Source organism: Actinoplanes italicus (assembly GCF_003001815.1).
GTDB lineage: Bacteria > Actinomycetota > Actinomycetes > Mycobacteriales > Micromonosporaceae > Actinoplanes > Actinoplanes italicus.
The window spans coordinates 365,740-392,455 of sequence record NZ_PVMZ01000010.1 but is presented as its reverse complement, the minus strand read 5'-3'; the positions used below and the strand labels follow the sequence as shown (position 1 = coordinate 392,455).

Genomic DNA, 26,716 nt, shown 5'->3' with positions numbered 1-26,716 from the left:
TGACGATGACGACGATCTTGTGCTGGGCCAGCAGGCCGGTCTCCGGCGTGAACCTCATCGTGTTCACGTAGAAGCTGTAGAGGTTCTCCAGCTGGGTGATGATGCTGTTCGGATCGAAGTTGTACGGCGACGGCGCCGACACCGGGTCGGTGCCCGACTTCTCTCCCCAGAGCAGGATGAAGTTGGTGGACTCGCGGGTGCGGTTCGCGGCCCAGGGCACCTCACCGGTCTGGGTCCAGCGGGCGGGGATGTAGACGGTCTTGGCTGCGGCCGAGGCCGGGGGGACGAGCTGCGGCGCGAGGGAAGCACCGGTGAGCAGCGTGAGAGCGAACAGGACGACCAGCCAGGGTCGCCATCTCCGCGCACGGGGAAGCTGCATGTTTCACCACCTGTCGAGGGGAGCGGCCGACGGCCGGGCGGGGAACCCTGATAGGCCGCCGTCTATGCGTGCCACCCTGACCCATGAAAACGTTTTCGGCAAGGTTTCGGTGTGATGAACGCGGAACGTCGCCGCCGGCACATCGGACCGGCGGCGACGTGGCTCCCGCCGTCAGGGAGCCGCCCAGCCGACCGGGATCCGGCCGATGCGCACGCGCTGGGGATGGTCACCGACCGGGACCGAGGCGACCGCCCGCCCGGTGGCGAAACTGATCGCGGTGACCTTGTCGGCGCCCGCCTCGGAGATGACACAGTCACGGCCGTCCGCGCTGACAGTGGCCCAGTACGGCTTGATCGCATTGACCAGCGGCCCCGGATTGAGCGTGGCACGGTCGACGACGGTCGCGTAGTCGTCCATGGTTCCGGCGACGCAGAGTTTCGCGCCGTCCCGGCTGATCGACAGTCCGTGGTGGCGGGAGTCGTTCACCCAGGTGGTGCGGTCGGGGTCGGTGGCCGGGTTCTGCGGCAGGTCCCGTATCCGGGTGATCTTGTCGGTCGTCGCGTCGTACTCGATGAGGCCCGCGAAGAACGAGACCTGGAAGTACAGTTTCGACTCGTCCGGGGCGAACACCGCCGGGCGCACCGCGTCGGACAGGTCGGACCGGCCGAAGGCGTCCAGGCGGGGCCGCATGTCGATGGTCTTGACCACACGGAACGTGCTCGTGTCCGCGACCGTGATCTTGCGGTCGCCCTTGGTGAAGTCGAGCCAGGGCGCGTCGAGGTCGGTGTTGACCTCCCCGATCGACATGTTCCAGAGGTAGCGGCCGCCGCCGGTGTAGATGTTCTCGTGCGGCTTGTCACCCGTGGCGAACGAGCCGAGCTGCCGCCCCGTGACGATGTCCAGGACGTGCACGGTGTTGCCGGTGGAGGCGGAGACCGCGACGGTACGGCCGTCCGGCGAGACCGCCATGTGGTCGGAGCGGAAGCCGCTGACCGCGAATCGCCAGCGCACCGCCCCGGTGGCCAGGTCGATCGAGACCACGTCGGCGAAGCTGGGCCGGGAGACGACGAGAGCGTCACCGGCCGGTGTGGTGTACATGTCGTCGACGAGCTGGTCGTGGCCCTCCCCCGGCCCCTGCTGGATGCCGAGGTAGAACGCCAGCCTGATCGGGTTGAGGTAGATCTCGGCGAGCCGCTGCGTGCGGTCCGGGACGACCGAGAGCCGGCCTATACGGCTGTACGAGCCACTGGCCTCGATGACGTCGACGGTCCCCTCCCAGTTGTTGCCGACGAACATCACCTCCCGCAGGGCGGCCGCCGCATTCGCCGGCACCGCGGTGGCACCGGCCACGAGCAGGCCGCCCAGGGCTGCCGCGGCCAGGCGTTTCAGGGTTGCGAGTGAATTCACGAGTCGACTCCCATCGATGTTTATGGCTGTTACCGATCAGTAACGACCATGAAACAAGAGATAGACTCACATTGATAGATGTCGCAATGTTCCCCTGCTGAACGCGAAGCCCGAGACTCGCCGGACGCCGAGCCCTCGACGGGCCGACCGTCGCCGTGGGGCGCCGCCTTCCACGCCGAGGTGCGGGTCCACGCCGAGGAGGGACTGCTGGCGGCCGTTTCAGGCGTTCGCCGGGGCGATCACCGACAGTTCGAGGACCGGCGGCAGCGGCTCGACGCCCGGGCCGCCGGCGCGCACCCAGGCCATCAGGTCGCTGAGGACCGCGTCGTCGAGAACCAGGCCGAACCACACCGGCCGGGCGCCCTCGCGGCGGGCTCCGGGAGCCGGTTGAACCACGATCACGTTCGACTGGGCACACACGTCCAGGCAGTCGCTCGTGCGTACCCGATGATGGGGTTCGAGGTTCGCCCGGAGGGCGGTCAGCTGGGCGTCGTGGTCGACCGACGGATGTTTGCGCAGGCTGCCGCAGCAGCAGTCCCGGCACACCGTCACCGTACAACCCACAACAGCTCTCCCCTCGCTCCGGCACCACCCTACGTTCACGGGTCGCGCCAATTCGATTGACGGCCTGTCCCGTTGATCGAAGACTGGGATCGTGAGTGAACCGAATCTGCGGGTCGTCCGTCCCGGCGAGGGCCGCAAGGGTGACCTGGGCGACATGACCGTCGAGTTCAAGCTCTCGGGCGCCGACACCGGTGGCGCTCTGGCCATCGTGGAGCATGAATTCCAGCCCGGCGCGCTCGTGCCGCCGCACATCCACACGCTGCAGGACGAGTACTCGATCGTGACCGCGGGCGAGATCGGTTTCCGGTCCGGGGACCGCGAGGCCGTGCTGGGGCCGGGCGGCTACATCACGAAGCCGCGTGGTGAGGCGCACGCCATGTGGAACGCGGGTTCCGTGCCCGCCCGCATGATCGAGATCATCAGCCCGGCCGGGTTCGACCTGTTCTTCCATGCGGTCGTCGACATGGTCGAGGCCGCCGATGAGGACCCGGAGCGGGGTGCCGCGCTGGCTGCCGAGCACGGTCTCGAGTTCGTCGACACGCCGTGGCTGGCCGACGTCGTGCGCCGGTTCGGCCTCAGCGCGCCCTAGACCATTTCAACCCGGCATGACGTACGCCCGAACCGGCGGCCGAGAGAAGGACGACGACCATGGCGGCGGCCAGGATCCGCCAGCCGACGAACAGGCCGAGCAGCGCGCCGACAGCGATGAACGTGGTCTGCACCAGGCTCAGCAGCGACAGGCCCGCGAGGGCGACGCCGGTGGCGGTGGCCGGGGTCCCGCGCTGCTGGAGCGCGCTCGTGTACCCGATCCGGATCCACGGCAGCCCGGCGCCGACCAGGACGAACGCGGCGAGCGGCGGAGAGAGACCCGGCAGCAGGATCACGGCGTAGCCGGCCCCGGCGAGCAACAGCCCGATGGTGACCAGCAGTTCGGGCCGGGCGATACGGCGGATCGCGCCGATCCGGGTGCTGAGCAGCCCCGCCACCGACTGGATGGTCACGAACACCGCGATGAACTCGGCGGCCCGGTGCAGCGAGTGCTGGATGACGAGGAAGCCGAGCGTCTGCGCGAAGCCCTGGGCCGCGCCGGCCGCGACCGCGAGGAGACTGATTCTGCGCAGCTCCGGATCGGACCAGAGCACGCCGTAGCCGCCTCGGCCACGGCGCTCCGGTTCCGGCACCACGCCGACGTCGGGACCGAGCGTGATCAGCGCGGCCCCGAGAACCAGCGAGGCGGCCACCACGAGCACGACGAGCGTGATGTCGCCCGTCGCGAGCAGCCAGACCCCGGCCACCGGCGACATCAGGCGCAACAGCTGGTGCAGTGACTGGAACTCGGCGTTGACCGGGACCCGCAGCGGCTCGGGGACCAGCTCGCGCAGGTAGCCCACGAGGACGCCGGCGGAGACGGATCCGGTGAACGCGTACAGCGCCGAGATCGGGTAGACCAGCCAGAGCGGGCCGTGATCGGCCGCGAGCAGCGACAGCACGACGCCGGTGGCGGCCAGGTTGGCGAGCGCCATCATCCGGCGCGGGGCACGCCGCGCGACGAGGCCGCCGGCCGACGGCGCCAGCACCACGCCGGCTGCGAAGGCGAAGATCGTCATCGAGGCCGCCGAGCTGTTGCCGGTGCGGTTCTCCACCCAGACGGCGAGCGTGAGGATGAGCGCCGTGTCGCCGAAGACGGTGAACGTCTGCGCGGTGAGCAGCTTCGGCACACCGGGTACGCGCAGGACCGTACGCAGACCCGTGCCGTCGGCCATGACCGCAGTCTCCTCCGGCGCTGACCGGGCGACTCAGCCGGCCTCCTCCGCGGGAACGTCGTCCGGGTCGCTCACCCAGGCGGAGAAGACCGGGACGCCGTGCCAGGGTGCCTGTTCCGCGGGCCGCTCGTCGGTGGCCACCGCGACCACCGCGTAGGGGTGCCCGAACCGCAGCTCCGCGGACCGGACCACGCCCTCGGGCGGGAGGCCGGTGACGGCCATGAGGACGGTGACCGCGGCAGCCTCGAAGCCGTACCGGCTGTAGCGAGCCACCGCACTCTGCTTGGCCTTCAGGTCCAGCCCGCTCGCCCCGATGACCGGCTCCAGTACCCGTAGCGCGGCCGGGAATCCGAACACCTCGCGGCTCAGGTCGTGCTCGCTCTCCGCGGACCAGCACGGCAGGACCGACCGATAGCGCTCCTCCCGTCCATAGGTGAGCGCCGGCTCCTCCGTGATGGTCCACAGCGGGGCCTCGCCGAGCGGAAGGTCGTACAGCGACCGCCGTCCCGGCAGGTGGCCGGTCTGCGGGGGCCACTGCCCGAACGGGCCGGCTTCGTGGAGTTCCACGGCGAGGGTGTGCGCGGCGGCGAGCACGGTGGCGGGTGGGATCTCGGGGGCCGCGGCGACCGACAGCACCGAGAGGCCGGGCTCTCCGGGTTCGACCTTGGCCTCCGCCACGTGCACGATGACGTCGCCGGCCTCCTCGGTGGTCACGATGAACCCGTGATGGCCCCGGACCGGACTGCTCAGCACCCGGGTCAGCCGTCCGGCCCAGGCACTGCCGGCTCTCAGCTCCTCGGCGGGGACGATGTCGAACGGATCCCGCCATGACACCCGGGACGCCAGCGCTGTCGCCATCAACAGCACCGCCTCGGCCGGGACCTGCACCGGGAACGTGTTGATCAGGCCGAGGGTGTGGTCGTCCGCCCATCGGTCGAGGTCGGGCTGAGCCGGTATCGGTCCGGTCTCGGTGGAGGACGGCAGCGCGGCCAGCCATGCCCGCAGGGATTGAGTGCCGTCCTCCGGCAGGCCCCAGACCGCCGTCGCCGACAGGACCACCGGATGCTCGTCGGCCAGCATCGCCGTGGCCGCTGCCGCGGCGGAGGCCGGATCCATGCCGAGCGCTTCCGCCAGCTCCCGCCCGGCGCTGCCGGAACGCCGCCCGGCCGCCGCTCCGCACAGCGCCAGGAGCAGCCAGGCTCCGAGCGGCGACGCGACGCCATGCCCTTCGCCGGCCGCCGCATGAAAGCGCTTCGCGTACCGCGCCACCGCGCGGGCCACCTCTGCTGTCGCCATGAGCGGACATTCTGCCCGGCCGACGCCGAACCGGCGAGCCCGGACACAACGGGCGGTCAGGCGCGGCGAGCCCGGACACGACGGCGGTCAGGCGCGGCGGAAGGCTCGGACCGCGATCGGGACGAAGACCAGCAGCAGGGCACCGAGCCAGGCGACGGCCTGCACGGCGGGGCCGGCCGGGTCGGGTGCGCCGATGGTCAGGCCGCGGACGGTGTCGACGACCAGGGTGACCGGGTTGTGTTCGGCGAACGTGCGTACCGGCCCGGGCATCGTCTCGACCGGCACGAACGCCGACGACGCGAAGGTCAGCGGGAACACCCAGATGAAACCGGCGGACTGGGCGGTCTCCGGGTTGCGCACGGTCAGGCCGATCCAGGCACTGATCCAACTGAAGACGTACGAGAAAGCCAGCACCAGCAGGAACGCGGCGCCCAGCCGCCAGGCCGGTTCGGTGGGCCGGAACCCGACGAGCAGACCGACCGCGATCATCACCGTCAGGGTGAAGACGTTCATGACGAGGTCGGCGGCGGTCCGGCCGAGCAGCACCGCGGACCGGGCCATCGGCAGCGAACGCAGCCGGTCGACCACGCCGCTGCCCAGGTCCTCGGTGAGCCCGAGACCGGTGACGAGGGCGCCGAAGATCGCGGTCTGCACGATGATGCCGGGCATCAGGAAGTTGACATAGCTGGTCGCGCCGGTGTCGATGGCGCCGCCGAAGATGTAGCGGAACAGCAGCACGAAGATGACCGGCTGGATGAACGAGAACACGATGTAGGTGGGGCGTCGCAGGGTCTTGCGCAGCTGGCGGGCGGCGAGCACCCGGCTGTCGTGCAGAACGGCGGCGGGTGTGAGCCGTTGCCGGCCTCCGCGGGTGGTCACTCCGGTGGTCATCGAGCCTCCTCGAGGACGGCGGTACGGCCGGTCAGGGACAGGAAGACGTCGTCGAGACTGGGCTGGGTGAGCTGGACGGCGGTCACGTCCACGCCCTGCCGGTCGAGGCGGCGCAGTGCTTCGACGGAGGCGTCCGGCCGGGACACCCGGACCGTGAGCTCGCCGGTCACGCGGTCGGTGACGACCTCGGTGCCGGTGGCGGCCAGGTCGGTCAGCAGTTCCGCGGCCGCGGGCAGTCCGGCCGGTCCGGGCAGGCGCACGCGCAGGATGTCGGTGCCGATGCCGGCCTTGAGGGCGGACGGGGTGCCCTCGGCGATCACGGTGCCGGCGTCGACGACGACGATCCGCTGGGCGAGCCGGTCGGCCTCCTCGAGGTATTGCGTGGTGAGCAGCACCGTCGTCCCGGCGTCGCGCAGCTCGTCGACGATCGCCCACAGCTCCTGCCGGGACCTCGGGTCGAGGCCGGTGGTGGGTTCGTCGAGCAGCAGGACGGGTGGACGACCGGTGAGGCTGGCGGCCAGGTCGAGCCGGCGCCGCATGCCGCCGGAGTAGCCTGCCACGCGCCGGTCGGCGGCGTCGGTGAGCGACAGGCGCTCGAGGACCTCGGCGGCCCGGCGGCGCGCCTCCGCCCGGGGCAGCCGGTAGAGGCGGCCGACCATCTCCAGGTTCTCCCTGCCGGTGAGCTCCTGATCGACGGCGGCGTACTGACCGGCCAGCCCGATGGCGAGGCGGACCGGCAACGGGTCGCGGACCACGTCGTGCCCCATGATCCGCGCGGTGCCACGAGTGGGCCGCAGCAGCGTGGAGAGCACCTTGACCAGGGTCGTCTTGCCGGCCCCGTTGGGACCGAGCAGCCCGACGACGGTGCCCGCCTCGATGCGCAGGCTCAGTCCGTCCAGGGCGGTGATCTTGCCGTAGGTCACGGTGAGGCCCTCGGCCTCGACCGGACACGGCGGCGATTCCGTGTACGTATACATGTATGTAGTCGTACACGTATGAGTACACTCCTGTCCAGAGGGGGAGCCGCATGCCGAACAAGACCATCTACATCGCCGACGACGACCTGCCGCTGCTGCAGAGGGCCCAGGAGCTGACCGGGGGCAACCTGTCCGGCGCGATCGTCACGGCCCTGCGCCGCCTGGTCCAGGTCGAGCAGGCCAAGCAGGCCGGATTCACCGAGATCACGGTCAAGGTCGGGCTCGGGCGTACGTCCATCAAAAGGTTCCTCGGTGTCGCCCTGGGCGAGTGGACCGCCTCCGGCAACGAGGGTGAGGAGACGTTCTCGCTGTTCCGGACCAGCAAGGGCCGCTTCGCCGTGCACCACTCCCGCTCGGAGCTCAACATCCCGGTCGGCCCCCACGCCGACCGCACCCGCAAATGGTCCACCGGCTGGCGTGGCTGGATCGGCGACTGGTCACCCGACCAGGCCTGGATGCGCACCCCGGCGCAGGGAGTGTTCACGGTCGTCGACACGACCGAGGAGCTCGAGCCGCTGCTGCCGCCGGAGCTGTACGCGCTCGCGCTGCGGAGCATCCAGGACGATCCCGACGTGGAGGACCTCGACATCTGAGGGGACGCTTGTAAGGTCAGCGGCAGCGGGCCGGACTCGCATCGACGGGAGAGAGCGCGTGGCACTGACCGACGATGCGATCGGCAAGATCAAGAACATGATCATGTCGGGCGAGCTCGGCCCCGGTGACCGCCTGCCCCGCGAGGCCGATCTGGCCGCTCGTCTCGGTCTGTCGCGCAACTCGCTGCGTGAGGCCGTCCGGGCGCTGTCGATGATCCGGGTGCTGGACGTCCGGCAGGGCGACGGCACCTACGTGACCAGCCTCGATCCCGGCGTGCTCCTGGACGCGCTGAGCTTCGTCGTCGACTTCCACCGTGACGACACGGTCCTGCAGTTCCTCGAGGTCCGCCGCATCCTGGAACCGGCCGCCACGGCGCTCGCCGCGGAGCGGATGAGCGACTCGGACATCGAGAAGCTGCAGGCCCTGCTCGACGAGCTGGGCCCGGGGCCGACCGTGGACGCGCTGGTCGCGAACGACCTGGAGTTTCATCGCCGGATCGCGGCGGGCGCCGGCAACGGTGTGCTCTGCTCGCTGATCGAGGGCCTGTCGGCGCCGACCACCCGGGCCCGGGTGTGGCGGGGCCTGACCCAGGAGGACGCGGTGTCGCGGACCCGCGAGCAGCACCAGGCCATCCACGATGCCCTGGCGGCGCGGCGGCCCGACCTGGCCCGGTCATGGGCCACGATCCACATCGCCGGCGTCGAGGAGTGGCTGCGCCAAGCCCTCTGACCGCCAGTCATCCCATGTCTTGGCCGTACCGGCCATCCGGTTCCGGAACCGGACAACGACCGATGCCGATTGACCGCACCAAACATCGGATGTTAAATCCATGTCACGCCCTGATGTCGGCGGACAGGGCGAGTTGCGACCCCCACTCCCCTGCCACCGAAGGGTCTCCCCATGAAGGTGCTGCTCGCGGCTGCTCTCTGCCTGCTCACCATGGGCGCCACACTGACCGTCCCCGCACCGGCCGCGGCGTCCACGACGGACGCCGCGTTCAACTCCGGCACCGGCGCCCTGAACGTCGACCGCGCCGCGTACCTGTCCCGGCACGACGTCGTCTACAACTCCCCCAACACCGACCCGGTCAAGGGCCTCACCGTCGGCAACGGCCGCACCGGCGCGATGGCCTGGGACCAGAATGGTCTCACCATGCAGGTGTCCGGCGTTGACCTGGCCCAGCAGTCCACCTACGCCGCCGGGAACGTGAACCTCACCGGCGTCGGCGCGAGCACCGGGTCGCGGCTGTCGCTGCACGACGGCACGCTCACCACGCGATACTCCGGCAACCGGACAGTCACCGTCTTGGGCGCAGCGAGCTCCGAGGTGATGGGCCTCCGCGTCGAGGGCTTCGGCTCCACCACCGTCGGCCTCGACCTGAGCCTGTGGGACCTGAGCACCGTGCAGAACATCGCCGACGTGCCCAACCTGGACACCTGGCGGCAGGCGAGCACGTTCGCCGACTCCACGGGCGTGGGCCTGAGCCGCGGGCAGGCCGATCCGAACGGCTTCGGCTACACGCTCGCCGCCACGGTCGAGGGCACTGCCTTCACCTCGACAGTGGTCAACGGCACCCGGGTGCGGCTCAACATCACCCCGGCCAGCAGCTACACGATCTGGTTCACCGCCGCGAGCCGGGTCAACGCCCCGGACCGGAACTCGGTGCAGGCGGCCCGCGACCAGCTCGCCACGGTCAGGCAGGCCGGATACGCCACCACGCTGAACAACTACCGGAGCTGGTGGCACGCGTTCTGGGCCAAGTCGTTCGTGCAGTACAACACCGGCGGATCCGACGGCGACTACCTGGAGAACGTCTACTACCTGGCGACGTACATGATCGCCGCGGGTGGATACGGCAACTATCCGGTCCACTTCATCAACGGCGTGTTCCGGGCCACCCAGGACAACTCCAAGTGGAGCAACGGCTACTGGTACTGGAATCAGCGCGACGTCTACAACTCGTTCTACAGCTCCAACCATCCGGAGCTGATGCGTACGTTCAACAACCTCTACGGCCGCAACTACACCGCGCTGCGGTCGTACACCCAGACCAGGTACGGCACCGACTCGCTGTGGGTGCCCGAGACGATGGGCTGGGACGGCAACGCGCGCGGCACGATCAACAGCGATTACGTCAACGACCTGTACTCCACCGGGTTCGAGGCCGCTTACAACATGTACCTGTACTACCGGTACACCAACGACGCCGCCTACCTGCGTGACGTGGCGTACCCGTTCATCAGGGAGTCGGCCCGCTTCTACCAGAACCGGCTGTCGCGCAACGGCGCCCAGTACTACATGGCCAGCTCCAACGTGCACGAGACGTATTGGGACCAGCGCAACGCGATCACCGACCTGGGAGCGATCCGCAAACTGTTCCCGCTGGCCATCGACGTGTCCACACAGCTCGGCCTCGACTCGGGACTGCGCGCGGGCTGGCAGGACGTTCTGAACAACCTGGCCCCGTACCAGATCCAGAACGGGGCCTATCTGCCGCACGACCCGCCGATCTCGCAGACGCGTAACAACGAGAACCCGGTCCTGGAGCTGGTCTGGCCGTACGACCTGAGCGGCATCGGATATTCCGACACCCCGACGCTGATCAACTCGTGGAACGTACGCCCGCACCCGTACGGCAACGTCTGGTCCAACGACCACGTGCACGCGGCCCGGCTCGGCCTGGGCCAGCAGGCGCTCGCGGGCATGCGGACGATGCTGCAGAAGTACCAGAACCACCCGAACGGCATGACCACCAACACCAACGGCGTCCTCGAGTACCTCGGCATCCATCTGGCCGCGATGAACGAGTCGCTGATGCAGTCGTACAACGACAAGATCCGGGTGTTCCCCGCCGTCCCGGCCGACTCCGGGTTCGCCGGCAAGTTCACCCTGGCGGCCAGGGACGGGTTCCTGGTCAGCGCGGAGCGCGAGGCGAACGAGACCAAGTACGTCGGTGTGCGCAGCCTGCACGGCAAGCAGGCACGCGTGGTCAACCCCTGGGGCAGCCAGGAGATCCGGGTCCGGCGCGCCTCGGACAACACGATCCTGACCACCACGACGGCCGGCGAGGTCGCCTTCGCCACCGCCGCGAACACCACCTACGTGATCGAGCGGACCGCCAAGCCGCTGAGCAACTACACCGCGACCACCCTGACCGCCTCGCCCAACAACGGCGTCAAGGCGCTCAGCGGCACCGCCTCGACGCTCGGTCTCGGTGGCGGGCAACCGCCGCAGGCAGGGTTCGCGCTGCGGGCGGTGGCGAACGACAACTACGTGACGGCGGCCGGCACGTCGCCGCTGATCGCGAGCGCCACCTCGATCGGGGCGACCGAACGGTTCGACGTGATCGATCTCGGCGGCGGCAACGTGGCGCTGCGGTCCCGGGCGAACAGTCAGTACGTCGCGGCCGAGAACGCCGGGGCGAATCCGCTGGTCGCGAACCGGGCCGCGGCCGGGCCATGGGAGACGTTCGCACGGGTCGACAACAGCGACGGGACCATCAGCCTCCGGGCCACGGTCAACAACAAGTACGTGGTGGCCGAGAACGGCGGCGCGGCAGCTCTGATCGCCAACCGCGACGCGATCGGTCCCTGGGAGAAGTTCTACCTGATCACTTCGTGACCCGGCGGCCGGACCGTCACCCCGGACACGGCCCGCAGTATCAGCCTTTGTCGACAATTCTTCCGCTACACAACGGACAAGAAACGGCCTGTTTCAAGAGGCTAAAAATCGCGAATCGGGAACAAATCGAATGCACTCTGATAAGTGCGTCGATAACGCGGTCGTCATGGACAGGACAAGCCGTCGTCGGTACGTTGCATCTACATAGTTCGATGAGAATTCGATAACGGGGGAACTGTATGCGGACGAAACCGAGTCGAATCGGCGGCATCGCCGTCGCCGTAGCCACCGCCGCGGCGGTCGTGTTCGGCACCGCCGCTCCGGCCGTTGCCGGAAACATCGGTTACGAACTGCGCCGGGGAAGCACGCTGTACGCCGACGACTACATCCAGGCCACCTGGCCCGGCGGCAAGACGTACTGGCTCATCATGCAGGCCGACGGCAACCTCGTGCTGTACAAGGGCAACATGAGCCACAGCAGGGTCGACAAGGTCTGCTGGGCCTCGAACACCTTCAGCCACCGGCCCTACGCGGTGTATCAGAACGACGGGAACTTCGTCATCTACACCCCGCTCTTCGGCACCGTCCTCTGGGCCAGCAACACGGTGGGGCAGGCCGGTTCGACCGTCGACATGGACCGCAACGGCCGGTTGTGGGTAGGCCTCAAGACGATATCCGGGAACTGCTGAGGCATCCGGCGATCAATGGGCCGCCGGCCTTCCGGGACCACGACGTGGACGTCGGGGACCGGGAGATGGCGCGGCGGCCCTGGGCGGGAGCGCCAGCCGCATGCTCACTCCTCGAACGCGACGAGGTGGCGCTCGCGGGCGCGGATCAGGTGCAGGCGCATGGCGGCCTCGGCCCGGCCGGGGTCGCGGTCACGGATGGCGGCGGCCAGGACCCGGTGCTCGTCGTTGGTGATGGCGGTCTGGTCGTACGGGAAATAGCGCCGGTGAAGATGCAGGTGGGAATGCAACCGGTTGATCGACTCCCGCAGCAGCGGACTGGCCGACAGCTCTGCCACCAGGTCGTGCAGACGGGCGTCGAGCGCCGTGAACGCGGCGTGCCAGGTGCGGTCGTCGCCGCCCTCGACGGTGCGGGCCGCCTCGGCCGTCAGCTCCTCGCACTGCTCGTCGGTGGCGCGTTCGGCGGCCCAGCGGGCGGCCGCGCACTCCAGCAGCAGGCGCATGTCGAACATGTCGTTGAACTCGGCGACGGTGAGCAGTGGACTGACCGTGTAGCCGGCGCGCGGCCGTTTGCGCAGCAGGCCCTCGGACTCCAGACGGGCGAGCGCCTCACGCACCGGAGTGGGTGAGACGTCGAGCTCACGGGCGAGCGCGTCGATGTTGACCCGGTCGCCGGGCGCGAGGATGTGCTCCAGCACCGCCGACCGCAGGGTCTCGTAGACGTCGTCGCCGAGAGTCGGCCGGTGCAGGCGAACCAGAGACAGCGGCCTGGCCATGTTCACCATCCTTGTTTCGCTCGGGTTTCCACATTGCATCTTGACGGGCTTCAGTGTGAGCGAGTACACATCCAGGAAAGATCCTATAGGATCTACGAACTGGAAAGGGAGTCCGCATGAAGCGGTCCCCGTTCCTCCGCCTCGGCATCGGGGCAGCGCTGATCAGCCTGGTCGCCACGGCCGGGTGCACCAGGAAATCGGACAACGAAGCGGCCACCGCCTCCACCGGCAAGGGCCCCGATCAGGTGAAGGTCGCCCTCATCCCGGGCGGCGCACACCCTTACTTCCAGCCGTGGAAGACGGCCGCCGCCGACGTCAAGACCGAGTTCAAGCTCGGCGACGCCACCTTCAACGAGACCTCCGGCTGGGACCAGACCAAACAGAACGACGTGGTCAAGTCGCTGGCCGCACAGGGATACAACGCTTTCGGGATCTTCGGCGTGGCCCCGGAGAACATCAACTCCACCTTCGAGGACCTCAAACGCCAGGGCTTCCCGGTCGCCTCGCTGGCGTCCTGCCCGGCCGGTGACGTCAACAAGGCCGACTTCTGTCTCTCCACCGACGTCGAGGAGGCCGCGTACAAGGCCACCAAGGCGGCGATCGAGACGATCGGCGGCAAGGGCAACCTGGCCCACCTGACCGGCAACAAGGTCGACTCCAACACCCAGCGGCGGATCGCCGGAGTGGAGAAGGCGGTCGGCGAGACCGGCGGCCAGGTCAAGATCATCCAGGTGGTCACCGACATCGACACCGACCTGCAGACCGCTCAGAAGGCCGTGGCCGACCTCCTGGCGGCCAAGGGCTCCGAGATCACCGCGATCGTCAACACCGCCTACAACCCCGCGGTTGCCTCGGCCGAGGGCGTCAAGCAGGCGAAACTGCCGATCAAGGTGATCGCGATCGACGACGACAAGACGATCCTCGACGGCATCAAGGACGGCTCCGTGGCCGGCACCGTCCTGCAGAACCCGGTGGGTCAGGCGACGGTCGGTTCGTACGGCCTGATGAAGCTCGCCGGAGGTTGCACCATGGCCGACGCCGGCGTGATCGTCGACTCCGGCTCGTTCGTGGTCACCAAGGCGAACGTGGACAGCTACGAGACCGACCGGAAGGCCAAGACCGCCGAACTGCGCCAGGCCTTCGACAGCCAGTACCTCACCTGCAGGTAGGGGGCGTCCGTGCCTGTCGTCACCCACGCCGAGGCGTACCTGATCGATCTCGAGGTCGAGACGGTGCGTACCGATGCCCTTCAGACCTTCGTCAAGCAGGAGACGGTGTTCGTCGAGATCCGCACCGACGACGGCGGCACGGGCACCGGGTACAGCTACACCATCGGCACCGGCGGAACAGCGGTGCTCGCGCTGCTGCGCGACAACCTGCTCCCCCGGCTGCCAGGCTGCGATCCGCGGCGTATCGAGGCGGTCTGGCGTGACCTGTTCCTGAGCACCAAGGCGACCACGGTCGGCGCCATCACCTCCCTGGCGCTGGCCGCGATCGACACCGCCCTCTGGGACTGGCGCTGCCGCGCCGCCGGGCTGCCCCTCTGGGTGCTGGCCGGCGGCGCGAAGGATCGGATCCCGCTGTACGACACCGAGGGCGGCTGGCTGCACCTGAGCACCGACGAGCTGGTCGCCGGCGCACTGGAGAGCCGGAAGGCCGGCTGGCCCGGCATCAAGATCAAGGTGGGCCGCAGTCCCGCCGCGGACGCGGAACGCCTCGGCGCGGTCCGGGCCGCGGTGGGCGCCGGCTTCGACGTCATGCTCGACGCCAACCAGTCGCTGACCGCCGCCGACGCGATCCGCCGGGCGCGGCTGCTGGAGCCGTACGACCCGTTCTGGTTCGAGGAACCGCTTCCGGCCGAGGACGTGGCCGGGCATCAGGCGCTCACGGCCGCCACCGCGATCCCGATCGCGGTCGGCGAGTCGATGTACTCCCCCGGCCAGTTCGCCGAGTACCTGCGTCGCGGCGCGGCCGGGGTGGTCCAGGTCGACGTGGCCCGGATCGGCGGCATCACGCCGTGGCTCAAGGTCGCGCACCTGGCCGAGACCGCGAACGTGATCGTCTGCCCGCACTTCCTGATGGAACTGCACGTGAGTCTCTGCTGCGCGGTACCGAACAGCCGGTACCTCGAGCACATCCCGCAACTGCGCGCGATCACCGGCGGCGAGATCGAGATCGCCGATGGGACCGCCCTCGCCCCGTCCGCACCGGGGCTGGGCATCGCCTGGAATCGTGACGCGATCGACGACCGGAGAACGAGTTGACCGCCCAAGTCGAGACACCGGCACCGCCGGCCGAGCCACCACGCAGACCCCGGCGGATGCCCCTGTGGGCCAACCCCCGGGTCGGCCTCGTGGTGCTGCTGGTCCTGCTCGTGGCACTGTTCAGCACCATCCGCCCGGCCTTCCTGGACACCCGGCTGACCCTGACCCCGCTGCAGTCCGACATCAGCGTGTACCTGGTGATCGGCCTGGCACAGATGAGCGTGCTGTCACTGGGCCACATGAACATGGCGGTCGGCCGGATGGCGGCGACCAGCGCGTTCGCGATGGGCCTGGTCCACCACACGCTCGGCGCCGGACTGCTGGTCAGCCTGTTCACCGGGCTGGTCGTGGGCGCGGGGCTGGGCGCCCTGGCCGGTCTGATCATCTCGCGGACCGGGGTGAACTCGTTCGTGGTCACCCTGGCCATGGACTTCGCGCTGGTCGGCCTGATCACGATCCTCTACACGGGTGTCGTCGACGGGGTGGCCTTCCCGACCATGCCGGCCGGGATGGAGGCGCTGCGCTTCGACACGTTCGCCGACTACTGCGCGGGCGAGATCTGCGGGCCGCGCATCCCGCTGGTGGCGCCGTTCGCGCTGGCTGCGGCGCTGCTCACCGGGCTGCTGTTCCGCTGGTCACGGGTGGGCCGGGAGATCCTGATGACCGGTTCCAGCCCGCGGGCCGCCGAGCTGTCCGGAATCCCGACCCGCGGCCGGGTGGTGCAGGCCCACGCGCTCAGCGGATTGCTCGCCGCCCTGGCCGGTTTCCTGCTGGCGGCCAACAACGGGGCGTTCTCGGCCGGCATCGGCGACGGGTTCCTGCTGCCGTCGTTCCTGGCGCCGGTGCTCGGCGGAACGCTGCTGGCCGGCGGTGCCGTCAGTGTGCTCGGCACGGTCCTCGGCGCGACGCTCACCCAGGTCATCTACAAGGGGCTCAACCTGCTGCAGTTCCAGCTGGACCGGCTGCAGCTCTACATCGGGCTGGTGCTGCTGGCGGCCCTCTCGCTGGACCGGGCACGGCACGTGCTCGCCGGGCGACGGGAGGCCGCGCCATGACGCTGTCCGCCACCGACCGGGTCACCCGACGGGGCCGTCACCTGTGGCGCACGCCCGAGTTCACCCTCGGCGTCATCGTGGCCACCGGTTTCCTCGCGCTCGCCTTCGCCACCGGCGGTAACCTGCTCTCGGCCGGGACTCTGGAGGCGTTCTTCCGGTTCCTCGCCGTGCCGATCGTCATCGGACTCTCCCAGATGGTGGTGCTGGCGGTCGGTCAGATGAACCTGTCGGTCGGCGCGCTCACCGGATTCTGCGCGATGGCCGCCGCCTGGCTGATGATCGAGGCCGGGTTCCCGGCGCCGGTCGCGGTGCCGGCGGCGCTGCTGCTCGGGCTGGTGGCCGGTCTGATCAACGGCGCTCTGGTCGTGCTGACCCGGATCAACGGTTTCATCGTCACCCTCGCGACCATGACGATCATTCAGGGCCTGCGGTACGGGGTGAACGGCCCCGACACCTACCAGGGCTACTCGGAGGGACTGCGGGCGTTCGGACGTGCCTCGATCCTGGGCCTGCCCGCGGTGTTCCTCGTCGCGATCGCGGTCGCCGTCGCGGTGGCGCTGTTCTTCAGCCGTACCGTGACCGGCCGCCAGCTGCTCGCCAGCGGAGGCAGCCCGTTCGCGGCCCGCCTCTCCGGCATCTCCAACGACCGGTCGGTGATCATCGCGCACGGCCTGTCCGGCCTGCTCGCCGGTGTGGCCGCGGTGATCACGGTGTCGGCGTCGGGCTCGGTGAACGCCACCATCGGCGACGACCTGCTGCTGCCCAGCTTCGCCGCGCCGATCATCGGCGGGGTCGCGCTGACCGGTGGCATGGTGAGCGTGGCCGGTACCGTTCTGGCCGCGTTCCTGGTGCGGCTGGTCGATGTGATGCAGGCTCAGTTCGGTATCAACCCCCGCTGGGTGGATCTCATCATCGGCGCCGTGGTGCTCGGCGCGGTCCTGCTCGGCACGATCCGGCAGAGAGTCCGGGAGAGGTCGACCTGATGCTCGTCGCGGAGAACCTGGTCAAGACGTTCCCCGGAGTGCGTGCCCTGGACGGCGCCACGCTGACCCTGCAACCGGGCACCGTACACGCGCTGCTCGGCGAGAACGGAGCCGGAAAGAGCACGCTGGTCAAGCTGCTCACCGGGGTGTACCGCCCGGACGGCGGCCGGATCACCCTGGACGGCGGCGAGCTGCACCTCGGCGGTCCGCTGGACGCGCAGCGGGCCGGCATCGGCGTGGTCCACCAGGAGCGCAACCTGATCCCGGCGTTCTCGGTGGCCGAGAACATCGTGCTCCACCACCTGCCCGGCCGGGCCGGATGGCTCGACCGCGCGCGAATGCGGGCCGAGGCCCGGCGCTGTCTCGACCTGCTCGAGGTGGACCTGGACCCGGACACCCCGGTGGCCCGGCTGTCGGTGGCGCAGGGCCAGCTCGTCGAGATCGCCAAGGCTCTCAGTCTGGACAACAAGGTGCTGCTGCTCGACGAGCCGACCGCGTCGCTGACCGGCGACGAGGCCGACCGGCTCTACACCGTGGTGCGCCGGCTGCGCGACTCCGGGCACGCCGTGGTGCTGGTCAGCCACAAGCTGGAGGAGGTCTTCGCCGTCGCCGACACGGTCACGGTCCTGCGCGACGGGCGCAGCGTGGCCGAGGCCGAGCCGCTGGCCGGATTCACCCAGGGCCAGATCGTCGACCTGATGGTGGGCCGCGCGTTCGCCTCGATCGAGCTGGCCGAGCGTACGGTCGGCGAGCAGGCGCCACCCGCCCTGCGCCTCGACGGCGTCAGTACCGCACTGGGCCACCGCGACGTCTCGCTGGCGGTCCGTCCCGGCGAGATCCTCGGCCTGTACGGGCTGGTCGGCGCAGGCCGCAGCGAGCTGGCCAAGGCCGTGCTCGGGCTGGAGCGGATCACCGCGGGCACGGTCGAGGTGCACGGCGAACCGGCCCGGATCCGTAACGTCGGTGAGGCGCTGCGCCGCCACCGGATCGGCTACGTCACCGAGGACCGCAAGGACGAGGGCCTGTTCCTTGAGCAGCCGGTGACCCGCAACATCGCGGTCACGGTGTGGCGTCGGCTGGCCCGCGCCGGGCTCGTGCCCGACCGCCGGGAACGCGCGCTCGCCGAGACGTACGTGGAGCGCCTCGGCATCCGGGTCTCGTCGCCGCGGCAGCTCGCCGGGCAGCTGTCCGGCGGCAACCAGCAGAAGGTGAGCCTCGCCAAGTGGCTGGCGGCCGACTGTGACATCCTCATCGTCGACGAGCCGACCGTCGGCATCGACGTGCGGACCAAGGCGGCGTTCCACGAGCTGATCGCGGGGCTCGCCGCGCAGGGACTGGCGCTGCTGCTGATCTCGTCGGACCTGCCCGAGGTGGTGGTGCTGGCCGACCGGATCGCGGTGATGAGCGACCTGCGAGTCGTCGGCGAGCTCGACAACGACCACGACTATCCACGGATGAGCCAGCAGATCATCCGGCTCGTCCACGCCGAGACCCATGTCGAGGGCCGGGTGAGCGCGGCATGAACCCGATCGAACGTGTCCGGCTCGGCCGGACCGAGGTGCACGTGACCCGGCTGGGGCTGGGTCTCGCCCCGCTCGGCGGGCTGTTCACCGCGGTCGGCGCCGAGACGGCTCGGGCCACCGTGGAACACGCCTGGCAACTGGGCATCAGGTTCTTCGACACCGCCCCGCTGTACGGCAACGGGCTGGCCGAACGCCGGGCCGGGCAGGTCCTGGCGGGCAAGCCACGCGACGAGCTCACACTGTCCACGAAGGTGGGCCGTCTGCTGCGGCCGGGCGGCTCGGACGTCCAGGACATCTGGGCCGAACCCACCGGGGTGACACCGGTCTTCGACTTCAGTGCGGACGGCGTGCGTACGTCGTACGCCGAAAGCCTTGATCGTCTTGGTTTGAAGAGGGCCGAGATCCTGCACCTGCACGACCCGGACGAGCACTTCGACCAGACCGTCCGGGAGGCGCTGCCCGCGCTGGTGGAACTGCGGGAGCACGGCCGGATCGGTGCCGTGTCGGCCGGGATGAACCAGTCCGCGATGCTCACCGGCCTGGTACGCACCGGCGATCTGGACGCCGTGCTGCTGGCCGGCCGGTTCACATTGCTGGACCAGTCCGGCGCCGACGAGCTGCTGCCGCTCTGCGCCGACCGTGGTGTCGCGGTGATCGCCGGGGGCGTGTTCAACTCCGGTCTGCTCGCCGACCCGCGGCCGGGCGCCCGGTTCGACTACGCGCCCGCCGACGAGCGCCTGATCGAGCGGGCGCTCGCGATCCAGGAGGTGTGCCGCGGCCACGGTGTGCCGCTGCGAGCCGCCGCGATCCAGTTCCCGCTGACCCACCCGGCGGTGACGTCTGTCCTGGTCGGCGCGCGGAACCCGGCCGAGGTCGAGGACGCCGTCCGGATGGCCGCGGTCCCGATCCCCGGCACGCTCTGGCCGGATCTGCGCTCGGAAGGACTGATCCGGTGATCATCGACGCGCACCATCACCTCTGGACCGCCGGCTACGCGTGGTTGCGGGACCCGTCACTGGACCGGATCCGGCGCGACTACACGGTCGACGACCTGCGCGCGGTGATCGGCCCGGCGGGTGTCGACCGGACCGTGCTGGTGGAGGCGGGACGCTGCGAGGCCGCCGAGACCCGACTGTTCCTGGAGATCGCCCGGGACACGCCGGAGATCGCGGGTGTGGTCGGCTGGGCGAGCCTGCTCGATCCGGTGCTGGCCGTGACGATCGACGCGTACCGGGCCGGTCCGGGCGGGCATCTGCTCGTCGGCATCCGCGACCAGGTTCAGGCCGAGGACGACGACTTCCTCGACCGGGCGCCCGTCCGTGACGGGCTGGCCACCGTGGCCGCGGCCGGGCTGGTCAACGAACTGGTGGTCCGCGCCGCCCAGCTGCCGTCGGTGGCGCGGGCCGCCGAGGCGCTGCCCCATTCCACGTTCGTCCTGGATCACCTCGGCAAGCCGGGGATCGCGGCCGGGGAACTCGGGCGCTGGCGCGACCTGATCGCACCGGTCGCCGCCCGGGCCAACGTGGTCGCGAAACTGTCCGGCCTGGTCACCGAGGCGAACTGGGAGACCTGGACACCTGACGACCTGAAGCCGTACGTCGACATCGCGGTCGACCTGTTCGGCACCGAGCGGCTCATGTTCGGCTCGGACTGGCCGGTCCTCGAGGTGGCGGCCAGCTACCCCGAGGTCAAGGACGCGATGATCGGGCTGCTCGGAGGCAGCCCGGCCGACGTGTTCGCCGGCACCGCCATCAGCACCTACCACTTGGAGCTCACGTGAAATACCTGCGAGTCGGACCGGCCGGCGCGGAACGGCCGGTCGCCGAGACCGGCGGGCGGTACTACGACCTGTCCGCGGTGACCGCCGACATCGACGGCGCGTTCCTGGCAGCCGGGGGCGTGACGTCTGCGGACGGACTGCCCGAGATCGACATCGCCGGTCAGCGGCTCGGCGCCCCGATCGCCCGGCCGGGCGTGGTGCTGTGCATCGGGCAGAACTACGCCGCGCACGCCGCCGAGTCCGGCGCCGAGCCACCGACGACGCCGATCCTGTTCTACAAGGCACCGAACACCGTGGTCGGACCGCACGACGACGTGCTGATCCCACGCGGAGCCTCACGGGTGGACTGGGAGGTCGAGCTCGGTGTGGTGATCGGGCGGACTGCGCGCTATCTGGACTCGCCCGCCGACGCGGCCGCGCACATCGCCGGATTCGTGGTGTCCAACGACGTCTCCGAGCGGGAGTTCCAGCTCGAGAGGTCCGGCGGGCAGTGGTCCAAGGGCAAGTCCTGCGAGACGTTCAACCCGCTCGGCCCGTGGCTGGTCACCCCGGACGAGGTGGATGACTCCGACGATCTGCGCCTGCGCAGCCGGGTCAACGGCGAACCCCGGCAGGACTCGAACACCGCCGACATGATCTTCGACGTCGGCTACCTGATCTGGCACCTGTCGCAGTTCACCGTCCTCGAACCGGGAGATCTGATCAACACGGGCACCCCGCAGGGAGTCGCTCTCTCGGGCCGGTTCCCGTACCTGGCCGACGGCGACGTGGTCGAGGTGGAGATCGACGGGCTCGGCGGGCAGCGCAGCGTGGTCCGGAACGCCGCATGAAGATCGCCTCGATCGACACGTACGACGTACGCTTCCCCACCTCGCGCGAGCTCGACGGCTCCGATGCGATGAACCCCGACCCCGACTACTCGGCCGCGTACGTGGTGATCACCGCCGACACCGGCGGGCAGGGACATGGGTTCACCTTCACCATCGGGCGCGGCAACGAGGTCTGCCGGGCCGCCATCGAAGCGCTTGCGCCCCTGGTCATCGGGCAGTCGGTGGACGACCTCGGCGAGTTCGCCAAGCGGCTCACCCACGACTCGCAGATCCGCTGGCTCGGTCCGGAGAAGGGCGTCGTGCACCTGGCGGCGGCGGCGCTGATCAACGCCGCCTGGGACCTCGCCGCCACCGCCGCCGGCAAGCCGGTCTGGCAGTTCCTCGCCGACCTGCCCCCGGAACAGGTCGTCGACCTGGTCGACTGGCGCTACCTCAGTGACGCCCTCGGCCCGGCCGAGGCGCTCGACATGCTGCACGCGGCCCGGCCCGGCCGCCAGGAGCGGATCGAGCAGCTGCGCCGGCACGGGTATCCGGCCTACACCACGTCACCGGGCTGGCTCGGTTACTCCGACGACAAGCTCGTACGCCTGGCCGGCGAGGCGGTCACGGACGGCTACCGGCAGATCAAGCTCAAGGTCGGCCACGACCTCGACGACGACATCCGGCGGATGCGGCTGGCCCGCGACACCGTCGGCGACGGTATCCGCATCGCGGTCGACGCCAACCAGCGCTGGGACGTCGACGAGGCCGTGCGGTGGATGACGGCGCTGGCACCGTACGACCCGTGGTGGATCGAGGAACCGACCAGCCCGGACGACATCCTCGGGCACGCCGCCGTCCGCAAGGCACTGAGGCCGTCGGGAATCCGGGTGGCCACCGGCGAGCACGTGCAGAACCGGATCGTGTTCAAGCAGCTGCTGCAGGCCGACGCGGTCGACATCGTGCAGATCGACGCCTGCCGGGTGGCCGGCGTCAACGAGAACATCGCGATCCTGCTGCTCGCCGCGAAGTTCGGCCGCCCGGTCTGCCCGCACGCCGGTGGTGTCGGCCTGTGCGAACTCGTCCAGCACCTGTCGATGTTCGACTTCGTGGCCGTCTCCGGCAGCCTGCAGGACCGTGTCATCGAGTACGTCGACCATCTGCACGAGCACTTCGTCGACCCGGTGGTCATCCGCGACGGGGCGTACCGGCTGCCGGAGGCGCCCGGGTTCTCGGCCCGGATGCGGCCCGGGACACTGCACCGGTTCGCCTTCCCGGACGGGCCGGAATGGGCCTGATCACGATGAGCCTCGACGGCTCCCGCACCGTCTTCTCAACAGGGAAAGGTTGATCATGTCCTCTTTCAGCACCCTGGTCGCTGTCGTCACCGGCGGAGGCTCCGGCATCGGCGCCGCGGTCGCCGCCGAGTTCCGGGCCCGCGGCGCACGGGTCGGTGTTCTCGACCTCGATCCCGGTGAACCGGCCGACGGCCTGCTGCCCGTGATCGCGGACGTCACCCACCGCGGCTCGCTGCAGTCGGCGATGACCACGGTGGCCGACACCTTCGGCGGCATCGACATCCTGGTCAACAGCGCCGGGATCGGCGCGATCGGGCCGGTCGAGGGCAACGACGACGACGAGTGGCACCGGGTTCTCGACGTCAACGTGGTCGGCATCGCGCGGGCCACCTCGGCGGCGCTGCCGTTCCTGCGCCGCAGCGAACACGGGGCGATCGTGAACCTGTCGTCGATCGCGGCCACCGCCGGCCTGGTGCAGCGTGCCCTCTACTCCGCGTCGAAGGGCGCCGTGCACTCCCTCACCCTCGCCATGGCCGCCGATCTGGTCAGCGAGGGCATCCGGGTGAACTGCCTGGCCCCGGGCACCGTCGACACCCCGTGGGTGCAGCGGCTGCTCGCGCGCACCGACGATCCCGAGGGCGAACGCACCCGGCTGGCGGCGCGGCAACCGACCGGGCGGCTGGTGAGCGCGGCGGAGGTGGCGGCCGCGGCGGCCTACCTGGCGTCGCCGGAGGCCGGTGCGACCACCGGCATGTCGCTCGCGGTGGACGGCGGCATGTCCGGTCTCCGCCTGCCCCGAAAGTGACCGGAAGTCAGCCCAGGCCGAGTCCGCTGTAGAGGTGCTTCGCGGTACGCCGGTGCCGGTCGGCCATCACCTCGTCACCGGTTCCGGCGTACACCAGCGCGAGACCGTCGTGCGCCCTGGCCTGCTCGTGACGGTCACCGGCCTGCTCGGCGCGCCGCAGGGCGTCGGTGAAGGCGGCCCGGGCTCCGTCCGCGTCGCCGCCGGCGTTCAGGGCCGCGGCGAGTCCGTTGATCGCCTCGACCACCACGCTGTGCTCACCGATCTCCCGGTAGATCGCGAGAGCCTGCCGATGCCGGTCGGCGGCCTCCCCCGGCAGTCCCGCCGCGCGCAGGGCATGGCCGAGGCTGTCGAGCGCGGCCGCCTCACCCGGACGGTTGCCGAGTTCCCGGAACAGCGTCAGGGCGCGGCTGTGATGCCGCAGGGCCTGCCGGTGATCACCGGCCGCGTGCTCGGTCTGGCCGAGACGGTTGAGGGTGTGCGCGACGCCGAGCGGATGCCCGAGCTCCTCGTAGAGGCCGAGCGCGCGACGCAGACCCTCGGCCGAGCCGGTGAAATCGCCGACCTGGCGGTCCCCGATAGCCCACATGACCAGCTGGTTCGCCTCGCCGACCCGGTCACCGACGGCGAGGAACACCTCGAGCGCGGCCCGGTGGTCGGCCCGCGCCCGGTCGTAGTCCCCGAGCCGCCAATGCGACACACCCCGTTCGACGAGCGCCCAGCCCTCCCCGGCGCGGTCGCCGACCGCGCGCCGCAGGACCAGAGCGCCTTCGAGGAGCGCGAGAGCCTCGGCGTAGTCACCGCCCCGGCGGCAGGTCACGGCCAGGTGGAAGGCGGCCACGGCCTCCGCCCGAGCGTCACCGAGCCGGCGCGCGGCTTCCAGAGCAAGGCTGTGCAGCTGGTACGCCTCCGCGTGGTGACCGCCCTCGAAGTAGCGGTAGGCCGTCGCCGCCACCGCGACGGTGTGCTCGGGGCGGCCGTGCCGGGCGAGCGCGACGAGGTTGGCCCGCTCGGCGTCCAGCCACGCGCGGCCGTCGGCAGGTCCGGCGAATCCGCCCGTCGGCCCGGCGTCCGGCTCGCCCCGGGAGATCGCCGACACGGCGGCGCGCGTCGTCGTGATCAGGTGATCGGCGAGGCCGGTGAACGCGGCCTCACGGGCGGCGGGTGTCTCCTCGGCCCGGGCGCGGCCGGCCGCGTACGCCTGAAGGAGGTCGTGGGCGGCGTAGCGGCCCGGCCGTGTCTCGGCCAGCAGGTGCGCGGAGGACAGCTCGGCCAGCAGCGGCACGACTGTCATGACCCGCTCGCCGGCCAGGCCGGCGGCCGCGGCGGCGTCCAGATCCGGCCCCGGGTGCAACCCGGCCAGCCGGAACAGGCGTGCCGCGGCGGGGGTGAGGTTCCGGTACGAGCAGTCGAACACCGCCCGGACGTCGGTACCCGGTTCCCCGGTGCTCAGCGGGCCCAGCCGGTCGCCACCGCGAAGTTCCGCGGCCAGGCCGGCCAGGGTGGCGGCGGGTCTCGTGGTGGCGCGGGCCGCGGCTATCGCGAGGGCGAGCGGCAGCCGGGCGCAGCCCTCGGCCATCACGCGTACTGCCTCGGGCTCGGCCGCGACCCGGTCGGCGCCGAGCCGCTGCGCCAGCAGTTGCTCCGCCTCGCCACCAGTGAGCAGGTCGAGCGGCACCGGACGCGCGTCGTCGGTCACGACGAGTCCGGTGAGCCGGCTCCGGCTGGTGATCAGGGTGACGCAACCGGCCGTGCCGGGCAGCAGCGGCCGGACCTGCTCGGCGTCGCGGGCGTTGTCGAGCAGCATGAGGACCCGCCGACCGGCGAGCAGCGTGCGCAGGAGTCCGGTCTGCGCGTCGAGGTCCACCGGCACGCGCGCCGCCGGCACACCGAGCGAGGACAGGAAGCCGCGCAGCGCCTCGCCGGGGGTCAGCGGCTGTGCGGTCGGGTGGAAGCCGCGCAGGTTCACATACAACTGGCCGTCGCGGAACCCCTCGCGCACCCGGTGCGCCCAGTGGATCGCCGTGGTGGTCTTGCCGACCCCGGCGGTGCCCCAGATCACCGCCACGGAGGCGGCCGGGTCGTCGAGGACGGCGTCGAGCGCGGCGAGGGCATCGGCCCGGCCGGTGAACAGCTGAGGCGCGGCGGGCAGCTGGGCGGGAGCCGGAGCGCCGGCATCGCGCGGTCCAGCCGCTTCCCGCCGCAGCACCCGGACATGTGCGCCGGCCAGCGCCGCGCCCGGCGACATCCCCAGCTCGTCGGAGAGACGGTCACGAATGACGGTGTAGGCGGCGAGAGCCTCCGCCTGGCGGCCAGCGGCGGACAGCACCTCCATCAGGCGGGCGTGGACCGGCTCGTGCAATGGCTCGGCGGCGGACAGCGCCCGCAACGCCGGGAGGGCCCGCGCCGGCTCACCCACGGTTATCGCGACATCGGCCAGGCGCAGGACGGTGGTGACGCGCTCCTCGGCGATGGCGACGGCGGCCGGATCGCCGGCCAGTTGCGGCACGTCGGCGAGAAGCTCCCCGCGCCACAGGGCGGCCGCCGACTCGAGCAGGCCGAGCGCCTCGGTGACCGGAGCCGACTCGGCAAGGCGGACCAGGTGCCGGTATTCGGCAAGGTCGAATTGTTCGTCGGTGAGGTCGAGCCGGTAGCCCGCCGGGGTACGGGTGATGGACGCGTCGGGATGCAGCGCCCGCCGTAGCCGCGAGACGTTCGTGTAGAGAGCGTCGGCGGGCGCTTTCGGCGGGTCCTCCCAGAGCAGATCGACCAGCCGATCGACAGGCACGGGCACGCCGGCGGACAGCGCGAGCCTCCCGAGGACCGCACGACGCGACGAGCGCCCGACCGGGATCTCCTCGCTGCCGCGCCGGACGGTGACGGAGCCCAGGATCCCGACCCGGACCGGGCCGCCGACCGGCGCCGCCGCGGCCGCCGGCAGTGGAGGCACCGCGGCACGGCGCAGTGCCGCCGCGCGGTCACCGGCCAGGCCGAGCGCGGCGACGATCGCCTCGACGACGGCTTGGCGTGGCCGCCGGGTGCGGCGCTGTTCGAGGTCACGGACCGTGGCCAGGCTGATCCCGCTGCGGTCGGCGAGGGCGCGCTGGCTGATCCCCGCTGCCTGCCGGGCATCGTGCATCAGCTCGCCGAAGACGTGGACCGTAGTCACATTCCACCCCCGTGAATGTCCCGCTCGACCCTAGCCCGTACGGGTCCGGTACGGGCAGGCCGTTGCCAGTAAGTGGAAA

The 26,716-nt window shown here is 70.6% G+C and carries 24 protein-coding genes; 15 read left to right on the top strand and 9 right to left on the bottom strand.

The window, feature by feature from the left end:
- From CLV67_RS25685 to CLV67_RS25675, 3 genes are all read right to left on the bottom strand, one after another.
- Positions 1–379: DUF6055 domain-containing protein (locus CLV67_RS25685; RefSeq protein ID WP_249037962.1), on the bottom strand; the 379-nt coding region annotated here is incomplete at its 3' end.
- Between the two features lie 171 nt (positions 380–550).
- On the bottom strand, positions 551–1,786 hold the full coding sequence (locus CLV67_RS25680) for a YncE family protein (RefSeq protein WP_170153984.1): 1,236 nt from the start codon (positions 1,784–1,786) through the stop codon (positions 551–553).
- 219 nt (positions 1,787–2,005) lie between these two features.
- On the bottom strand, positions 2,006–2,338 hold the full coding sequence (locus tag CLV67_RS25675) for a hypothetical protein (protein WP_106322628.1): 333 nt from the start codon (positions 2,336–2,338) through the stop codon (positions 2,006–2,008).
- Positions 2,339–2,441: 103 nt separating this feature from the next.
- Between CLV67_RS25675 and CLV67_RS25670 the strand changes: the two genes are divergently transcribed.
- Entirely contained in the window at positions 2,442–2,939 is a 498-nt protein-coding gene (locus tag CLV67_RS25670; RefSeq protein WP_239166296.1) for a cupin domain-containing protein, read from the top strand.
- Here CLV67_RS25670 and CLV67_RS25665 read toward each other — a convergent pair.
- The 4 genes from CLV67_RS25665 to CLV67_RS25650 all read right to left on the bottom strand — a co-directional run bounded on the left by CLV67_RS25665 (position 2,926) and on the right by CLV67_RS25650 (position 7,277).
- Complete coding sequence (locus CLV67_RS25665; protein WP_106322626.1) at positions 2,926–4,113, bottom strand: MFS transporter; 1,188 nt, start codon at positions 4,111–4,113, stop codon at positions 2,926–2,928. The genes CLV67_RS25670 and CLV67_RS25665 overlap by 14 nt on opposite strands.
- A 33-nt stretch (positions 4,114–4,146) precedes the next feature.
- On the bottom strand, positions 4,147–5,409 hold the full coding sequence (locus tag CLV67_RS25660; protein WP_106322624.1) for a hypothetical protein: 1,263 nt from the start codon (positions 5,407–5,409) through the stop codon (positions 4,147–4,149).
- Positions 5,410–5,496: 87 nt separating this feature from the next.
- Positions 5,497–6,300, bottom strand: a complete 804-nt coding sequence (locus CLV67_RS25655; RefSeq protein WP_106322622.1) for an ABC transporter permease — start codon at positions 6,298–6,300, stop codon at positions 5,497–5,499.
- Positions 6,297–7,277 carry an ATP-binding cassette domain-containing protein gene (locus CLV67_RS25650; protein WP_106322620.1) on the bottom strand — a complete coding sequence of 327 codons (981 nt, stop codon included), beginning with the start codon at positions 7,275–7,277 and terminating at the stop codon, positions 6,297–6,299. Before CLV67_RS25650 ends, CLV67_RS25655 begins: the two co-directional genes overlap by 4 nt.
- A gap of 50 nt (positions 7,278–7,327) precedes the next feature.
- Between CLV67_RS25650 and CLV67_RS25645 the strand changes: the two genes are divergently transcribed.
- From CLV67_RS25645 to CLV67_RS25630, 4 genes are all read left to right on the top strand, one after another.
- Positions 7,328–7,870, top strand: a complete 543-nt coding sequence (locus tag CLV67_RS25645) for an EXLDI protein (RefSeq protein ID WP_106322618.1) — start codon at positions 7,328–7,330, stop codon at positions 7,868–7,870.
- Between the two features lie 58 nt (positions 7,871–7,928).
- On the top strand, positions 7,929–8,600 hold the full coding sequence (locus CLV67_RS25640; protein ID WP_106322616.1) for a FadR/GntR family transcriptional regulator: 672 nt from the start codon (positions 7,929–7,931) through the stop codon (positions 8,598–8,600).
- A gap of 171 nt (positions 8,601–8,771) precedes the next feature.
- Positions 8,772–11,492: a glycosyl hydrolase family 95 catalytic domain-containing protein gene (locus CLV67_RS25635; protein WP_106322614.1), complete on the top strand. Its 2,721-nt coding sequence runs from the start codon at positions 8,772–8,774 to the stop codon at positions 11,490–11,492.
- Between the two features lie 239 nt (positions 11,493–11,731).
- Positions 11,732–12,181: a hypothetical protein gene (locus tag CLV67_RS25630; RefSeq protein ID WP_106322612.1), complete on the top strand. Its 450-nt coding sequence runs from the start codon at positions 11,732–11,734 to the stop codon at positions 12,179–12,181.
- Between the two features lie 104 nt (positions 12,182–12,285).
- Here CLV67_RS25630 and CLV67_RS25625 read toward each other — a convergent pair whose 3' ends face one another.
- Complete coding sequence (locus CLV67_RS25625; RefSeq protein WP_106322716.1) at positions 12,286–12,954, bottom strand: GntR family transcriptional regulator; 669 nt, start codon at positions 12,952–12,954, stop codon at positions 12,286–12,288.
- A gap of 116 nt (positions 12,955–13,070) precedes the next feature.
- Here CLV67_RS25625 and CLV67_RS25620 point away from each other — a divergent pair, with 116 nt between their 5' ends.
- The 10 genes from CLV67_RS25620 to CLV67_RS25575 are packed head-to-tail and all read left to right on the top strand — an operon-like array spanning position 13,071 to position 23,471.
- Positions 13,071–14,123, top strand: coding sequence for a sugar ABC transporter substrate-binding protein (locus tag CLV67_RS25620; protein WP_106322610.1), 1,053 nt, complete (start codon positions 13,071–13,073; stop codon positions 14,121–14,123).
- A 9-nt stretch (positions 14,124–14,132) separates the two neighbouring features.
- The gene (locus CLV67_RS25615; RefSeq protein ID WP_106322608.1) at positions 14,133–15,218 is read left to right on the top strand and encodes a mandelate racemase/muconate lactonizing enzyme family protein; all 1,086 of its coding nucleotides are present in this window, start codon (positions 14,133–14,135) and stop codon (positions 15,216–15,218) included.
- A 56-nt stretch (positions 15,219–15,274) separates the two neighbouring features.
- A complete protein-coding gene (locus tag CLV67_RS25610; protein ID WP_106322606.1) occupies positions 15,275–16,273 on the top strand; it encodes an ABC transporter permease in 999 nt (332 codons plus the stop codon).
- Positions 16,270–17,256, top strand: a complete 987-nt coding sequence (locus CLV67_RS25605) for an ABC transporter permease (RefSeq protein ID WP_106322604.1) — start codon at positions 16,270–16,272, stop codon at positions 17,254–17,256. The genes CLV67_RS25610 and CLV67_RS25605 overlap by 4 nt, the downstream gene beginning before the upstream one ends.
- Positions 17,256–18,779, top strand: a complete 1,524-nt coding sequence (locus CLV67_RS25600) for a sugar ABC transporter ATP-binding protein (protein WP_106322602.1) — start codon at positions 17,256–17,258, stop codon at positions 18,777–18,779. The genes CLV67_RS25605 and CLV67_RS25600 overlap by 1 nt, the downstream gene beginning before the upstream one ends.
- The gene (locus tag CLV67_RS25595) at positions 18,776–19,735 is read left to right on the top strand and encodes an aldo/keto reductase (protein WP_106322600.1); all 960 of its coding nucleotides are present in this window, start codon (positions 18,776–18,778) and stop codon (positions 19,733–19,735) included. The genes CLV67_RS25600 and CLV67_RS25595 overlap by 4 nt, the downstream gene beginning before the upstream one ends.
- Complete coding sequence (locus tag CLV67_RS25590; protein WP_239166297.1) at positions 19,732–20,559, top strand: amidohydrolase family protein; 828 nt, start codon at positions 19,732–19,734, stop codon at positions 20,557–20,559. The genes CLV67_RS25595 and CLV67_RS25590 overlap by 4 nt, the downstream gene beginning before the upstream one ends.
- The gene (locus tag CLV67_RS25585) at positions 20,556–21,389 is read left to right on the top strand and encodes a fumarylacetoacetate hydrolase family protein (protein ID WP_106322598.1); all 834 of its coding nucleotides are present in this window, start codon (positions 20,556–20,558) and stop codon (positions 21,387–21,389) included. The genes CLV67_RS25590 and CLV67_RS25585 overlap by 4 nt, the downstream gene beginning before the upstream one ends.
- On the top strand, positions 21,386–22,666 hold the full coding sequence (locus CLV67_RS25580) for an enolase C-terminal domain-like protein (protein WP_106322596.1): 1,281 nt from the start codon (positions 21,386–21,388) through the stop codon (positions 22,664–22,666). The genes CLV67_RS25585 and CLV67_RS25580 overlap by 4 nt, the downstream gene beginning before the upstream one ends.
- 55 nt (positions 22,667–22,721) lie before the next feature.
- Positions 22,722–23,471: an SDR family NAD(P)-dependent oxidoreductase gene (locus CLV67_RS25575; RefSeq protein ID WP_106322594.1), complete on the top strand. Its 750-nt coding sequence runs from the start codon at positions 22,722–22,724 to the stop codon at positions 23,469–23,471.
- A gap of 7 nt (positions 23,472–23,478) precedes the next feature.
- Here the strand turns inward: CLV67_RS25575 and CLV67_RS25570 are convergent, their stop codons facing one another.
- Positions 23,479–26,637: a tetratricopeptide repeat protein gene (locus CLV67_RS25570; RefSeq protein ID WP_106322592.1), complete on the bottom strand. Its 3,159-nt coding sequence runs from the start codon at positions 26,635–26,637 to the stop codon at positions 23,479–23,481.
- Positions 26,638–26,716 lie beyond the last annotated feature (79 nt).

Coding starts and splice junctions, on each gene's coding strand:
- CLV67_RS25665 (WP_106322626.1), bottom strand. CDS start 4,113: ATGGCCGACGGCACGGGTCTGCGTACGGTCCTGCGCGTACCCGGTGTG.
- CLV67_RS25660 (WP_106322624.1), bottom strand. CDS start 5,409: ATGGCGACAGCAGAGGTGGCCCGCGCGGTGGCGCGGTACGCGAAGCGC.
- CLV67_RS25655 (WP_106322622.1), bottom strand. CDS start 6,300: ATGACCACCGGAGTGACCACCCGCGGAGGCCGGCAACGGCTCACACCC.
- CLV67_RS25650 (WP_106322620.1), bottom strand. CDS start 7,277: ATGTATACGTACACGGAATCGCCGCCGTGTCCGGTCGAGGCCGAGGGC.
- CLV67_RS25645 (WP_106322618.1), top strand. CDS start 7,328: ATGCCGAACAAGACCATCTACATCGCCGACGACGACCTGCCGCTGCTG.
- CLV67_RS25635 (WP_106322614.1), top strand. CDS start 8,772: ATGAAGGTGCTGCTCGCGGCTGCTCTCTGCCTGCTCACCATGGGCGCC.
- CLV67_RS25630 (WP_106322612.1), top strand. CDS start 11,732: ATGCGGACGAAACCGAGTCGAATCGGCGGCATCGCCGTCGCCGTAGCC.
- CLV67_RS25625 (WP_106322716.1), bottom strand. CDS start 12,954: ATGGCCAGGCCGCTGTCTCTGGTTCGCCTGCACCGGCCGACTCTCGGC.
- CLV67_RS25620 (WP_106322610.1), top strand. CDS start 13,071: ATGAAGCGGTCCCCGTTCCTCCGCCTCGGCATCGGGGCAGCGCTGATC.
- CLV67_RS25610 (WP_106322606.1), top strand. CDS start 15,275: ATGCCCCTGTGGGCCAACCCCCGGGTCGGCCTCGTGGTGCTGCTGGTC.
- CLV67_RS25605 (WP_106322604.1), top strand. CDS start 16,270: ATGACGCTGTCCGCCACCGACCGGGTCACCCGACGGGGCCGTCACCTG.
- CLV67_RS25600 (WP_106322602.1), top strand. CDS start 17,256: ATGCTCGTCGCGGAGAACCTGGTCAAGACGTTCCCCGGAGTGCGTGCC.
- CLV67_RS25595 (WP_106322600.1), top strand. CDS start 18,776: ATGAACCCGATCGAACGTGTCCGGCTCGGCCGGACCGAGGTGCACGTG.
- CLV67_RS25580 (WP_106322596.1), top strand. CDS start 21,386: ATGAAGATCGCCTCGATCGACACGTACGACGTACGCTTCCCCACCTCG.
- CLV67_RS25575 (WP_106322594.1), top strand. CDS start 22,722: ATGTCCTCTTTCAGCACCCTGGTCGCTGTCGTCACCGGCGGAGGCTCC.